The following is a 13,602-nucleotide window of genomic DNA, read 5'->3' as shown; positions in this document are numbered from 1 at the left end:
GTCGGCCTCGACGGCGTCCGACGCCTGACCGGGGATGTCTGCCGCGGTGATCGCCGCGTCGACGAGAGGTGCCGCCTGCTCGGTGATGAGCGGCGGGACGTCGTCGGCGATCTTCCCACCAATGGCGCCGTCTAGCTGGCCCCGGAATGCGCTCGAGGGATCAGCGGCGACGGTCGACATGATGCCATCGTTCGTCGCGACCACTGCCTCGACGTCCTGCTTCGCCTGAATGACGTCATCGCGCGCCGCAGCCACCTGGCCGGCCGTCGTCGAGACAGCAGTCGCGGCCAGCTCGACCTCGTCGCGCGCCTCGAGCACGCCGGCAGCCCACGGCGGCGGCGCGTAGCCCGGCAGCGATGGCGCGGTGACGTCCACAAGGTCGGTGTACGCCGTGTTGGCCATGGGGGGCGCGGTGAGCCGCGCACGACTCGCCCAGCGCCCACCGCCGAGCACGAACACCCACTCGTATGCGTGCCCCTCGGGGAGCTGCGCCACTTCGACCGAGAACGTGCCATCCTCAGCGATCGGATAGTCGACGGGTTCCGGGAGAAGGGTCCGGCCGGCCACGTTCGCGCCGTGCACCGAGCGCACACGCACAACGTTGCCGACGACGCCGACATCGGCGGGAGCATCGCCCCCGCCGATGTCGATCGCGCCAGTGACCGTGAAGCTCACTCAGCGCCCTTCGGGGTCGTGCGGGCGTAGCGCGAGAGGCCCAGCACCACGCCGATGGAGCCAGCCCAGCCGGAGATGAGCCCCGCCACCTGGCCGGCGATCGTCTCAGACCAGTTCGCCCAGTCGATGACCGTGAGCGTGGCGAGCGGGTACGCCGACACTGCGATGAGCGTCAGCACCACCCACAGCAGCTTCGCGGGACGGTCTGGGATGACCGGCTCGGCCGGCTCAGGAATGTTCGGGGTCGACATTGTCGCCCTCCCTTCGGGTCGGGTTGGTTCGTTCGATCTCGTCCGACAGCCAGTCATCGACTTCGGCGAGCTTCGCGAGCGCGGGACGGATCTCCTCATCGATCGCTATCTCGATGCGTTTCTGCGAGTCCTTGATCGAAGAACCGTCGTTGTGGTGCACCTCGTGGTGGATCTCGCCCACCTTCTGCACGAGGTCTTCGTGGCGACGATCCGCACGCTCGATGAACGCGGGAAGCTCCTGTACGGCGGCCAGGATCGCCGCCGCGCTCAGGATGCCCTTCGCGAGCGCCTTCGTGCCCCGCCAGACCCGCGGGCCAAAGCGCACGAGCCACGCGCACGCCACTGACAGCCCGACGAGCCAGATCAACGCTTCCCAGAGGTTCACCGCCTGCAACAGCTCAACGAGCCACGGCGGGGCATTCAGGTTCACTCGGTCGCCTCGCCTCAGAAGTTGCCGGCGTTGAGTCGCTGCTGCAAGGCCGTGACTGTCTGCGGCCCGATCTCGCCATCGTCGGGCACCCCGAGGTGCCGCTGAAGCGCGCGCTTCGAGTTCGACCCCCAGAAGCCGTCAGCCGTCGAACCAGTCCGTGCCTGAATCGCGCGATACGTGTCCGGCCCGAGCACGCCATCCTGCGCGACGCCGAGCGCCGCCTGAAGCGCACGGGTCGTCGCCGGCCCCCATGCTCCATCGACTGCGATCTGCGGGCGGTTCACCGAGTCGTAGAAGCGCTGATGCGCAGCCTGCGTCACCGCCCCCCACACGCCATCCTGCGCGACGCCCAGGAACGCCTGGTAGCGCTGGTATGCGGCGCGGGTAGCAGGCCCCTCGATGCCGTCGACGGCCAGATTCTCACCGCGTGCGTGATTGAGCCACGACTGACGATCCCTCGTCACCTGATCCGGCGCCGCGGCCGAGCCGCCACCCCATCCCATGAAGTCGAAGTGCACGGGATCGGAGGAACCGAACCAACGGAATCCGAACTCACCCGCGACACGACGGAAGCGGTCGTACTCGCGGACGTCCACGGCTACGCCGCCGTTCTTGACATGGTTGGACGCCGTCGCCGGGCGCGCCGGCTGATAGAGGTACGGCGGCCGGTTCGCCGCTCCGCCCCGGTCCCACCGGTTGATCGCATCCTGCTGCTCGGCCACGGTGCGGCCGGCTGAGTTCACCGTGAACACGCCGTGCTTGTCCTCGAGCGCGTCGAATGCTCGCGCAGCGTCGTCCCGGAGCCAGAATCCGGGATGGTTCTTGAGGGTTGCCATGTTGAGGTTTCCTTTCCAACAAAAAAGCCCCCGACAGATGACGGGGGCTTGGGGATGAGAGCTGCTATGCCGACTCGAGCGCAGTGACGCGCTCGTGAAGGTCGCGAATGATCGGCAGCAGGTATGCCACGACGCGGTCGTACTGAATTCCTGCCGCGCGATCGTCGTCGCCAATCTCGAGCAACGGCTCGAAGGCGCGTTCGCTGAACGCAGAGAGCGCCGCAAGATCCTCGGCTACGAAGCCGGCGACGCGACGCTCAGTGCCCGGATTTTCTTCCACCATCGCCCGGTCACGCCATGTCATGGCCGGGAGGTCGAGCAGTCGATAGTCGGGCAGGATCGGCTCGCGATCGAGCTTGAACTTGCGCATCGACGAGACGAACTGGAACTCGCCACTCGAAGTCGAGCTGCGAATATTCGCGGCGGAGGTCGTCGACCCCTTCGCACACGACATGCGCCCAGTAGTCGATATGCCTTGACTGCCCGCCTTGATACTTCCTGAGACGTCAATGCCGTCGTCGAAACTGACGGTCGGACTGTTGCCGCCTCCGCGAATGCGCGTCGTAGCCGTCTGACCGATCGAGTTCACCCACTGCAACGCGATCGAACCTGCGGGGGACAGAGTCACCGCATCTTCGGCATTGAGCACCGCGCCGTTGATCGTCCCACCCGTGATCGTCTTCCCAGTGATCGCGTTCGCAGCGAGCTTGTCAGCGGTGATCGCGCTGGCGTTGATCTTGTCGGCGGTGATCGCGCTAGCGGCGATCTTGTCGGCCGTGACCGAACCATCGACAATCAGTGCCCCAGTGGTGCGGCTTCGCAAGCTCGGGAGCCCGAAGAAGGCCGTACCCACTCCGCCCGACTCACCGACAAGCGCCACGCGTGCGAAGGCCACACCACTCGGCACGACGAGATCGAGCGTCTTGATCTGCCATCCACCCGGCGCGTACCAAGCCGGCACATCAGAGACGAAGACACCTTCAGCGTCGAGGAACTCGACCAGTGCGTACGGGTTCGCAACTCCCTCGTTCGTCCAGTGCATGCCGATCGACAATCGGAGGCTATCGCCGGCTTGAACCTGCATCCGCTGAGAGCGCAGGACTTGGCGTCCCTGCCCGCTCATCACGAGCTTGGCCGCGCGCTGCCACGCGCCGCCGACGTTATCGATCGACCAGGGAGCCGCGCCCTCGGCGATTTGCCAAGCAACACCGATCGGCGTCGCGAAGCCCGCATCTGGGATCTGATTCGCGCCGGAGCCGACCACGATCTTGTCGGCCGTGATCGCTCCGGCAGCGATCTTGTCGGCCGTGATCGCGTTCACGGCGATCTTCGTCGCGGTGACGGCGCCGGCTTCGATCTTGTCGGCGGTGACCGAGTTCGCGGCCAGCTTGTCGGCCGTGACCTCGTTCGCGGCGATCTTGTCGGCGACGACCGAGTTCGCGGCCAGCTTGTCCGCCGTGATGGCAAGTGCCTTGACCTTGCCAGCGGTGATCGCTTCGTCGGCGATCAGCTCAGTGTCGATCGCGCCCAGCTCGATATTCGCGGCGTCGATTACTCGTCCGATCACGTCGGTGTCGACGAGCGGCGTCGTCGTGACGGTCACCGACGCGGAGGCCTCCGACATGTTGCCGGAGGTGTCACTGGCCGTCAGCCAGAACTCGTGAGGCTCGTTGTACGGCAGCCCGGTGACGTGGAACGAACGCTCGCCCACGCCGCGGCCGGCTGAACCGATGATCTGCCCCGGCGCTTGCCACACGAAGACGCGGTCGAAGTCGACAGGCATCTGAGTGTCGGATTCATCGAGGCCGTCCCATGTGACCGTCACGACGCCGAGCCGCGCGGTGGCTGTCGGCTTCGAGGGCCGCGGCGGCGGATCGATGTCTCGAGCGAGAACGACCGTCACCGTATCGCCGAACTCACCGACGACAGCCTGCGTGGAGACGGCGCGGAGCTTGAACTGCCACTCTTCCCCCGCGGGCAGCGGCGAGTACGTGATGCGAGCTTCCGAGCCCCCTACCTCGGCGATCTTGCGCCAGGGCTCGCCGACGATGTTCTCGCGGGCGTACATCTCGTGGGATCGGATGCCGAGCGGCGTCCCGTCTGCGCCTTGAGTGACGGGCACGAAGGCACTGTCGATGAGCGCGAACGGCGAGCCCTCGGGGGTGAATGCGTGAGCGCTCGAGACGACGAGGCCCGTAGGCGCCTTTGGGGCGCGCTTGTCGTCACCCGGAGGGGTCGGCGTACCCGATCCGCCTGCGGAGGCGGCAGCGCCGCCCAGGAGGCCGGCGAGGGTGCGTCGCGTTCGTACGTCCTTCTCGAGGAATCGGTCACCGAGGATCAAGTTTCCCGTGACTGCGCCGGGGGCGATCCCGAGGGTGATCTGCCGCACGCGCAGCGGCGCCTGCACACCCCTGTCGTTCGGAGCAGTGATGGTGTCGCCGATCGCGTAGTCGATGCCGGGCAGGTAGTCGACGCCCGCCAGGCGGAGCCCGCGGGTCATCTGCACTCGGGGCGCGTCTCGGCGAGACTGCTCGGCCTCGCCGATGAACTGAAGGCCGCCGATGTCCTTGACGCCTGGCGCGTTGACGAGTTCTTCCCACAGGCCCCACGGCCCCATTGATGGCGACACGTGCTCGTAGGTGCGGCCGTCGTCGCCTTGCACGCCGACGCGGCCAGCCATCTCGGTGGCGTCTTCGTCGTCGGGCGCCTCTGTCAGGTCGATGCCGTTGTGGAGTTGGAAGGCGCGGGGCGATCCGAGGGTGTCGGGCTTCAGGATCCGAAGCTCACGGCCAACGATGTGCCAGTCGAGGTAGCCGCTATCGGAGAGGCTGCGCAGCAGCGACAGAAGGTCGTCGCCGTAGCGGATCGTCTGCGGCGGGAGGGCGCCGACCCAGTCGGCGCCGGCTGAGTCCTTCGCGGCCGTGAAGGTGTAGACCAGACCGGATATGTTGCCGCGGGTCTTCGCTTCGTCGAGCAGCGTCTTGATCAGCCCGCCGGGTGTTGCCCCCGCCATGATCCGATCACCGTTCTCGTTCAGCGTCTCCTCGCGCAGCATGCGGACCTTGCCGAGCATGAAGCCGAACGAGTGAAGGACATAGCGGCGGGTGCGCGTCTCTTCGATCACGGACCCGCCCCGCTTGAGCCGCAGCCACCGGGCGCCGAACTCGCGCCACTGCCCGCCGTCGACCCCGATCTCTGCGGACACCTCGCACAGCTCCTCGAGCTTGTCCGCGTGCTGCACAGTGGCGAGGTAGTCGAGGGTTCCCGTGCCGAGGTCATTGACGACGTCGGCGACGGATGCGGCGAGAGGATATGGCAGCGTCGCTAGGCGGGCGCCGTTGGGCGCGTGGATGCCGAACTGAAGCCGAAGGTCAGGCATAGGCGGGCCTCGCTCTCAGCGTCACTTGCGCGGCACCGGAGGCGCCGGCCGCGGCGACAGACCAGCGGCTTTGTCGGATGAGGGGATCGGTGGCGATGGGCCGCGGTGTGAGACGCAGCAGGCCGGCGGGCGGGATGACCACCTGGCCCGACACGTCAACGCCCTGCCCGAGCCAGCCGTCGTCGGCGGTTGTACTGCGCCGCGCGCTTGCTCCGCGCACGGTGATGAACTGACCCGCGGCTAGACCGCCCGAGATCCCGACGCCGGTTCCAGTGACGCCGTCTGTCACTGTGGCGCTCGTGAACGGCCCCCGGAACTGCATTTGCCAGTCCTCACAGGGCGCCGTCCCGGACAGGTGCGGGATCGCGAGCTGAGACGCCGGGGAGGTGAGCGCACGCGAGACGTCGCGCGCCTCCCCGTGGAAGAGTCCGTCGAGAATCGTCACCGTGATGACCCCAACAAGCGACCCAAAGCGGGCGTTCAGCTCGGGCTCGCCGATCGACTTCAGCTTGGCGAGGGTCGTTCGCTCGACACCGTCCACGGCACGGCCAAGCACGAAGGGGACACCCTGAGCAAAGAGCGCTTTCACGGCCTCCCAGTACGCCTCTCGCGTCCCCGCGTTGCGCGAGGCCACCATGACCCGCAGCGGGAGATCCGCGGCCTCGCGGGGCTCGTATCCGACATCCGGGATACCCGACATACCGGGCACATTGGCCCCGACCGAACGGAGGGCAACGGCGGGCGAGTGCGCAGACCCGTTCGCCGTCACCCACCATCGACCTTGCGCGTCCGCGAGGGAGATCCCGTCAACCGAGTAGATGAAGCTCGACATCAGCCGCCCTCCTGTTGCAGAACCCGATTGGTCGCCTTCGACGACGGCTCAGGCAGCGGGTAATAGACCTTCTGATAGATGACGGTCCCGCCAGATCCGGCCGGCGCTCCGGCGTGCGCAGCGCCCGCGGAGACATCCGGAGGCGTGTCAGCACCGCGCCCCAGGTTGCGTCGGAACTCGTAGACGGCCTGTTGGCCACCCATGAGATCGACGTCGTCAGCGGTAAGCACGTGCTCGCCGGGCGCTGCGAGCATCGGAACGGAGTCCTTGCCCTTCGGGCCGGGGCCGTCGACTGCCCCACCCTTTGCGCGCGTGATTCCGCCGCTCCACCCGTTCGCGACGCGGACCTCGCCGTAGATGCCTGACAGAGTCAGCTTCGGACGCAGGTTGTTGATGTAGCTCACGACCGAGTCGGCCGCGCGGATCGCTTCGGACGTTTCGGCGTCGATGTCGAGCGTCCACCGCTGGCCGTCGTAGTTCGCCTTGAGCGTGCGCATGATGTCGTCGACCTTCACGCGCCCCTCGGCGACCGCCGTCGTCAGCTCATCTGCGGCCTTGCGGCCGAAGCGCGCGACGATCTGGGGGTAGATCTGCCCGACTGCTTCCATGCTGGACAGCAGCTCGAGCTTCGTTCCGTCCGCTCGGGCGGCTGCGAGTCGTTCCAGCTCGGCGAGTTCGGCGCCGCCGTTGTTGCGCAGCTCGGCGAGCAGGTAGGCGCCCTCCTGCCCCATCTCCATGAACTGCGAGACGACACCGGATGACGCCTTACTCGCGAGCCACACCATGTTGTCGGCCCACTCGGATTGAGCGGTGATCTGCTCCCACATGCGAGCGATCCACTCGTCGAGCGATTCCATCGCTTCGTCGGCGGCGTCGGACATTGCACCGCTGGCTCGTTCGGCGGCCTGTTCTGTGGCTGCGGCGAGTCGGTCAGCGGCGGCTTCGATCTGCGCCGCGGCGCGTTCCTGAGTCGCCGCTGCGGCGGCTGCCGCGACCTCGTACTCAGCCTGCGCAGTGGTCGAATCCTGCACCGTCTGCGCAGCCCGTCCCTGAGCCTCGGCGTGCTCCGCGGTGGCCTTGGCAGCCTCGCGTTCGGCGAGCATCTTGGCTTCGAGGGAGCGGGCCTCGTGCTCGGTCGCGTCGGCGAGCGCCTGCTGAAGCTGCGCGCGCCTGACCGGATCGGACTCGGCGTCGAGCGTGCGCTGGATCGCCTGCCGCTGCCGCTGCGCCGACACGTAGGCATCAACCGCGCGTCGGGACTTGTCGAGCGCTGCTTCCTCCGCCGATGCGGCGTCCTTGGCGGCGCGCTCGGCTTCGTCGGCCGCCTCTCGGGCGGCACGAGCCCGCTCCTGCATCGTTTTCTCGTACTCGGCCGCGGCTTTCTTCTCCGCGTCTGTGCGCTTGCGGATCGCCGCCTGCTCAGCCTTCGCGGCCTTGACCGCTTCATCCTCGCCAGACTTGCCTCCGCCGCTCGGCGTCTTCCGCTTCTGCGGGGTGAGCTTGATGAAGCTCGACAGCGCTTTGCTCGCGGCCGAGCGAATCTCGTCGAGTGCCGACTTCGCCTGCGAGGCGTCTACCGTTGGCGTCGCGTCGAAGTCTGCCTCTCGGCCGGCCAGCTCGGCGGTGTCACGGAATCGCTCGAGCGCACTCGCGTTGGTGCCGATCTGCCCGTCGAAGAGTTGCAGCGCCGCGATCGCCGCGTAGGCGTCGGGGGCCAGCGTCTCGAGGCCGGCCACCTTGAGGCCGAACTGCTCCCCATCGGCTGCCTTCAGTTTCGAGATGACATCGTCGAGTGACAGTCCGGTGCGCTCGAGGAACGCCTGAAGGTCGTCCGTCTGCGCCATCTCGATCAGGCGTGCTCGGAAGTCGCTCTGCGCATCCGCCGTCCCGTAGAGGGCTCCCTCGAACTCTGAGAGGCTGATCCCGAGCGAGGTCAGCCGCTCGGGCAGACCCTCGTCGACGAGTTTCTTGGCGACGACCTCGCGGGCGTTCTCCGTGAAAGCACCCGTGTTGCGGTCGAGAGCGGATGTCACGGCGTCGATCGCCGCTTCCTGCTCGTAGGCGGCTTCCTCCGCCTGGCGTTGGACGTCGGTCCATGCGCTCGTGGCGAGGGTGACCGCCGCCAGCCCGCCGGCTACGGCGAGCCCCACCGGGCCGCCGAAGGCGCCCAGCAGAGCCGAGCCCGCACCTCGCACGCCGACCGCCAGGTGTGTGGCTGCGGCGCGCGTAGCGAGCATGGCTCCCGACAGGCGGCCGTGTGCAGCCGCGGATGTGTTCACGGTTCCGATGCCGACGAGCATCTGCTGATGAGCGCGGATCTGCTCGGCGACGGCCGCGCGGGTGCTGGACACCCATCCCGTCGTCGCGGTGATCAGGCTCACGTACGGACCATTGAGCGTGCGGATGAGCGCGAGAGCGGCGATGGCAGCGAGCACCGGGCCAGGCAGTGAGTTGAATCCGTTGAGCAGTCCAGTGACGACATCGACGAGCGGCATCGCCGCCTTAGCGGCGACACCGAACAGCTCCGCGACGGGCGATGCGACGTTGATCACGAGTTCAGCAGCCGCAGCGACCAGCTCGAGCGCCGTCCCCACTCCGTCGATGACGTCCTGGACGCTCCCCGCGTTGATGCGATCCGCTATCCGGTCGATCGTGTCGGGGATCAGTTCAAGCGGCTCGAGGAGCGGCGACCAGTCAGCGAACTTCATACCCGCGGTTGCCGCGTTGAACATGCCGGTAACCGCCATGAGGATTTCGCGCCCAATGTCCATGATCGGGCGGGACGCCTGCTCGGCCGCTCGGCGCTGAGCCGAGCCGGCCTTATCGACCCAGCGGGCGTACGAGTCGCCCATGTTCTCGAGCATCGAGCCGAACTTGGCTTCCATGCCGGCGGTCAGGACGTCCACCGCCTGATCGGCCGAGATCATGCCCTCGGAGGCGAGCTTCTGCACCTCGGCGACACTGAGGCCCATCTGCTCGGCGAGCAGCTTCCACGCCGGGATGCCCTGCTCAGTGAGGCGGTTGAGCTGGTCGCCCTGCGCCTTTCCGAGCGTGATCATGTCCTGCAACGCGTCGGACACGATGCCGAGTTGCGCGTTATCGCCACCGAGCGCGGCGACGGCCGACGAGTATGCCCGCATCAGCGGGATGATCTTCTCGAGATCGAGCTGCGCGGCGACGAAGTTCTTGTACTGGCGGGTCAGTTCGGGGAACTGGAACGGCGTCTCTGTCGCGAGCCCGTAGACCTCGTCGAGCGCTTGTTTCGCGGCCTTTGTCGTGCCGAGCATCGTCGTGAGCGCGATCTGGTTCTGCTCGGCGAAGCTGTTCGCGTTCACACCCTGCGCGAGGAACGCGGCGAAGAATCCACCCGCCGCGAGCGCCGTGGCGGCAAACGCCATCTTGGTCGTCTTGCCCCAGCGGTCGAACGTCTGCTCGCTGGACTTGGCCGCCTTCTCCGACTGAGCGAGAGCACGATCGATGTCCGATGCGGCCGACGTCGCAGACTTGCCGAGATCCGAGGTAGCCTGCGCGCCGCGCATCATGTTTGCGACGTACGCCGCCACCTCGGCTTTCAGGGTGACCTTTACGGTGCGGTTCTCAGCCACTCCGGCCTCCCTTCATCAGGTGTCGAGCGCACGAGGCGCGAACCGCCACGGCACGAACGGCTCGTGCTCGTCGCGGTAAGGGAAGTGATCGACCGGCATCGCGGCCCACGCGTTGCCGTGCTTCGGGTCGCCCTTCGGCAGTTCCGTCTTGGCGCGCTCGCGCGCGTCGCAGATCTGGCACTTGACCCACTCGGGTTGCACCCAGCCGTTGAGGGAAGGGCTGAATGCCTTCTCCATCGGGTGACCGCATGCGCTGTGCAGCGATCGGTTGTAGATCACGAACGCCTGCGCGATGAGCCGGTTCTTCTCGTGCTTCCACGAGCCGCGGCCGTGTCTGATCCGGGACGGCGGCACCGACCATTGCGCGGCGGTCTTCAGCTCGTCTAGAACGTGCTGGTAGCTCCCCCAGACGAGGACTCGGGCGAGAAAGGGGGCGTCACATCCTGCATGGCCGTGCCGAAGTACGCCTGCCAGAGGAGGCCGGTCTGGCCGTCGCCGATCTTCGCCATGAACTTGGCGAGTCGGGGTGCGGTCCAGTCGGCCGGGCGCTGCTTCACCTCGTGGCCGTCGCGCATGATGGTGATGTCGACGACGGATGCGAGGAAGAGCTTCAGCATCTCGTCGGGGAGTTCGGCGCCCACCTTCGTCTTGTGGTCGCCGTGCTTGGCGGTGATGCGCGCGCGCTCGCTCGGGTCGATGGCCTTCAGGGTGAAGGTGGCCTTGTTGCGGGCGTACGTGTCACTGAGCGCGGCCATGCGCTCGTCGATGTCTGCCACCTTCGCCTGCGCCTCTGCGAAGCGCTCACGGGCGGCGTCGTTGCCGTCGTCGGCGAGCGTGGCCGCGGGGTCTGGCGTCTCGTCATCGGGCAGGGACTTCGACAGCGCGATGAGCGACTGCAACACCTGATTGCGCTCGTACTCGAGCTGCCCGTAAGTGGCGAGGATGTCGCCGCGGGTGTTCACCGTGACCGATCGCTGCGGCGGCTCGATGTCGTCGAGCCAGGCGTCGAGGTCGAAGTCCTGGATCCGGTTCAGCTCGTCGGCTTCGTTCTGAAGGCTGGTCGTCATGCGCGCTCCCTGCGTGAAAGTCATGTGCCTGCGTTGGGGGTGCCGTGGGGGCGAGCACGCAGGCAGCTCGCCCCCACGGGGCTGGGAGTCGTCAGGCGGTGACGGCGACGCGGCGCTCGTGGCCGGCGCCCTGTCCGTACACCTCGTTGAACGACCACACTTCGGCGTCCTGCCGGGGGTTCGGGTCCGTGGTCGCCAGGTCGAACACGTCGACCTCGTCGCCCGCGGCCCACGGGACACTCGCCAGCGTCGGACCGTCGCGCAGGACGCCCCAGAACTCGACGTCGACCGTCTGATGGAACTCCCACGCCTTGTCGGCGGCGGGGTCCGTGTCGCGCGCGAAGTTGATGTTGGCGTTCACCTCACCCTCGCCGACGACGTTCACCGTGCGGGGCGAGCCGATGGGGGTCGCGTCGGCGGTCGCGGGGTCGCCGAAGCCGAGCTGGAAGCCATCGGCGAGGGCGTAGTCGCTGGCGTAGAACACGCCCGCGCCGTTCAGGACGGTGAGGCTGCGCGCCTCGGCCGCGGTCGGCGCGATGGACTTGGGAACGAACGTGAGCTTCTTGCGGCCCTTGGAGAGAACTCGTGCCATTACTGGACGACCTTTCGCTTCGGCGCGCGGCGAGGTGCCGGCGCTTTCGGTGCCGGCACCTCGCCGGCTGATTCGGATGCGGCGCTCGCCTCGTCGGCGACGCCCTGAGCACCCTCGGGCGGCTCGAGGCTGTACACCTCGGGCCACAGGGTGATGAAGTTGTCGGGGATCATGGCCGGGCGGCCGTTGACGTACCCCTGCACGAGAGCCATGCGGCCTCCTGAAAATGGGAGAGCCCCCGACGATGCGGGGGCTCTACTTCTCGAATCCGGCGTAAGCGAACTCGTCGATCGTGTGGAGCTGCGGCGTCACCAGCGTCAAGTCGGGGTCACCGTCCCGGACCTCGTCGTGCTCGGGGTAGCTCCACGAGTAGTCGGGATCCTCGGGAACGCGGTAGCGCAGCGCCCGCCAAATAGCCTTGCGCCGCTCCTCAACCTCTCGGCGGGTGAGCGCAAACGTGTGGATGATGAGCCGTGCTCGAGCGAGAGCCGGTGCACGCTCACTCGGCGCGAGCGTGACGTCTCGATGGCCCGCGCCGACCGTGTGCACGACGATCAGCCGTTGCGCCTCAGGCGGCACCGGCACGCCGTCGAATGTGCGGCCGGTTCGCGGCCCGTCGAAGATCGGCTCGTGCGGAAGCTCCGCTCGCAGACGCTCGAGCGCCCATGTCGTGAGACTCACAGGATGTCGGCTCCCTCGCTGAGTAGGTGTCGCGCCACGTTCGGCGCCTCTCGCTCGAGCGCGGGCTGAAGGTGCGGAATCGGCGCGTTGAACATGCCGCCGTACTCGAGAAGGTTTCCGAGCTTGCCCTGCTTGCCCTTGCGTCGGGTCGGCCCGATCTCCGCCTCTGTGAGGCTGTGCCCCATGAGGCTGAAGCCGATCGCGTACGGGTATGCGGGGATCGTGGTCCGAACTGCGCGAGCGTCGGCGATGATCCGTCGAGCGTCGGTCTTGATGTTGACCGCGCCCTTTTTCACGACAGCGGGCGCTTTCCACTGCATCGACACAGACGCCTCGACGAGGTCGTGCGCGAGCGTGGCTACTTCGCTGTTGTCGATGCCGTTCTTGCCGCCGGGGTTGTAGACGGCGACGGTCGGCTTAGCCACCGGGTGCTGTCGGTTCCTTGACCTGATACCGGCGGGACAGGATGTGCGAGCCGGCGGCGAGCTTCGACACGACGAACTCACGACCGACGAGCAGCGGGTCGCTGTACGCCCCGCTGATCCGCACGAGCGCGCCGATCGGGAGGGCCGGAGCGAGAACGGGCACCTTGAGCACGTAGCCCTCGACGGTCACGCCTTGCTTGGTGATGATGCTCTGCGTCGACCAGTACAGCTCGCACTTGCCGGCGTAGACCGTTGCCGTCGCGGGGACGTCCTCGAGCTTCACGGGATCCCAGACCGTGCCGCCGGTCGCGGCCGTGGCGATGCACCTGTCGCGCATATCCGCCTCGGCCGCCCGGCGGCCACGGTTCTGAGCAGAGAGCGACATCGGCATGTCAGCCCCCGAAGCCCACGTTGTAGACACCACCGAGCACGGCGGCCGGCGCATTCGCGGATCCGGCGCCGGCCACGATGCGACCGCGCTCCGTCTCCGTGATGTAGAGCTGGCCGGACGACACCGCCTGGTCGATCGTCTCCTGAAAGGTGTCCTCGCCGAGCTGGCGGCGAGCATCCGGGTTCCGAAGAACTCGGATGACCGCCGCCACCATGACCCGCGCGACAGTGTCCTTGCGGAGCCGCGACGGGTCATCCTCCGGGAGAGCGAGCCGATACTCGACGCCGGGGATCTCGTCGAGGATGATCCCCCACGCGTCGTCGAGCCACTGCGTCGCGGCTGTTTCCTCCCGCAGCTCGACCGTCTCGACGAGGGGGCGCTCGAACGCGCCCTTTAGCCGCTCAATGTCGGCGATTGGATTCGTCATGCGGGCACCCC

At 67.5% G+C, this 13,602-nt stretch carries 15 protein-coding genes; all 15 read right to left on the bottom strand.

Features of this window, described 5'->3' with window-relative positions; genetic code table 11:
- The coding region (locus SK224_RS05600) for a hypothetical protein (protein ID WP_320433769.1) at positions 1 to 675 on the bottom strand (675 nt) is incomplete at its 3' end.
- Positions 672 to 926, bottom strand: coding sequence for a hypothetical protein (locus tag SK224_RS05595; protein WP_320433768.1), 255 nt, complete (start codon positions 924 to 926; stop codon positions 672 to 674). The genes SK224_RS05595 and SK224_RS05600, both read right to left, overlap by 4 nt.
- On the bottom strand, positions 904 to 1,356 hold the full coding sequence (locus tag SK224_RS05590) for a hypothetical protein (protein WP_320433767.1): 453 nt from the start codon (positions 1,354 to 1,356) through the stop codon (positions 904 to 906). The genes SK224_RS05595 and SK224_RS05590 overlap by 23 nt, the downstream gene beginning before the upstream one ends.
- Positions 1,357 to 1,370: 14 nt before the next feature.
- Positions 1,371 to 2,192 carry a peptidoglycan-binding protein gene (locus SK224_RS05585; RefSeq protein WP_320433766.1) on the bottom strand — a complete coding sequence of 274 codons (822 nt, stop codon included), beginning with the start codon at positions 2,190 to 2,192 and terminating at the stop codon, positions 1,371 to 1,373.
- A gap of 64 nt (positions 2,193 to 2,256) precedes the next feature.
- Positions 2,257 to 5,571 (bottom strand): hypothetical protein, encoded by a 3,315-nt coding sequence (locus SK224_RS05580; RefSeq protein ID WP_320433765.1) that lies wholly within the window; start codon positions 5,569 to 5,571, stop codon positions 2,257 to 2,259.
- Positions 5,564 to 6,403, bottom strand: a complete 840-nt coding sequence (locus SK224_RS05575; RefSeq protein WP_320433764.1) for a hypothetical protein — start codon at positions 6,401 to 6,403, stop codon at positions 5,564 to 5,566. Before SK224_RS05575 ends, SK224_RS05580 begins: the two co-directional genes overlap by 8 nt.
- The gene (locus SK224_RS05570; RefSeq protein WP_320433763.1) at positions 6,403 to 10,008 is read right to left on the bottom strand and encodes a tape measure protein; all 3,606 of its coding nucleotides are present in this window, start codon (positions 10,006 to 10,008) and stop codon (positions 6,403 to 6,405) included. Before SK224_RS05570 ends, SK224_RS05575 begins: the two co-directional genes overlap by 1 nt.
- Before the next feature lie 15 nt (positions 10,009 to 10,023).
- The gene (locus SK224_RS05565; RefSeq protein WP_320433762.1) at positions 10,024 to 10,245 is read right to left on the bottom strand and encodes a hypothetical protein; all 222 of its coding nucleotides are present in this window, start codon (positions 10,243 to 10,245) and stop codon (positions 10,024 to 10,026) included.
- Positions 10,246 to 10,391: 146 nt separating this feature from the next.
- The gene (locus tag SK224_RS05560) at positions 10,392 to 11,075 is read right to left on the bottom strand and encodes a hypothetical protein (RefSeq protein ID WP_320433761.1); all 684 of its coding nucleotides are present in this window, start codon (positions 11,073 to 11,075) and stop codon (positions 10,392 to 10,394) included.
- Between the two features lie 91 nt (positions 11,076 to 11,166).
- On the bottom strand, positions 11,167 to 11,667 hold the full coding sequence (locus SK224_RS05555; RefSeq protein WP_307321072.1) for a hypothetical protein: 501 nt from the start codon (positions 11,665 to 11,667) through the stop codon (positions 11,167 to 11,169).
- Positions 11,667 to 11,879 carry a hypothetical protein gene (locus tag SK224_RS05550; RefSeq protein WP_320433760.1) on the bottom strand — a complete coding sequence of 71 codons (213 nt, stop codon included), beginning with the start codon at positions 11,877 to 11,879 and terminating at the stop codon, positions 11,667 to 11,669. The genes SK224_RS05555 and SK224_RS05550 overlap by 1 nt, the downstream gene beginning before the upstream one ends.
- A gap of 43 nt (positions 11,880 to 11,922) precedes the next feature.
- Positions 11,923 to 12,348, bottom strand: a complete 426-nt coding sequence (locus tag SK224_RS05545; protein WP_320433759.1) for a hypothetical protein — start codon at positions 12,346 to 12,348, stop codon at positions 11,923 to 11,925.
- Positions 12,345 to 12,773, bottom strand: a complete 429-nt coding sequence (locus SK224_RS05540) for a hypothetical protein (protein WP_320433758.1) — start codon at positions 12,771 to 12,773, stop codon at positions 12,345 to 12,347. The genes SK224_RS05545 and SK224_RS05540 overlap by 4 nt, the downstream gene beginning before the upstream one ends.
- Entirely contained in the window at positions 12,766 to 13,158 is a 393-nt protein-coding gene (locus SK224_RS05535) for a DUF6093 family protein (protein WP_320433757.1), read from the bottom strand. Before SK224_RS05535 ends, SK224_RS05540 begins: the two co-directional genes overlap by 8 nt.
- Positions 13,159 to 13,165: 7 nt before the next feature.
- Positions 13,166 to 13,591, bottom strand: coding sequence for a hypothetical protein (locus SK224_RS05530; RefSeq protein WP_320433756.1), 426 nt, complete (start codon positions 13,589 to 13,591; stop codon positions 13,166 to 13,168).
- Between the last annotated feature and the right edge of the window lie 11 nt (positions 13,592 to 13,602).

The sequence above is a fragment of the Microbacterium sp. BG28 genome (assembly GCF_034044005.1).
In the GTDB taxonomy this organism is placed as follows: domain Bacteria; phylum Actinomycetota; class Actinomycetes; order Actinomycetales; family Microbacteriaceae; genus Microbacterium.
Note: the sequence above shows the minus strand (reverse complement) of the source record. Positions and strands in the feature narration are given on the sequence as shown.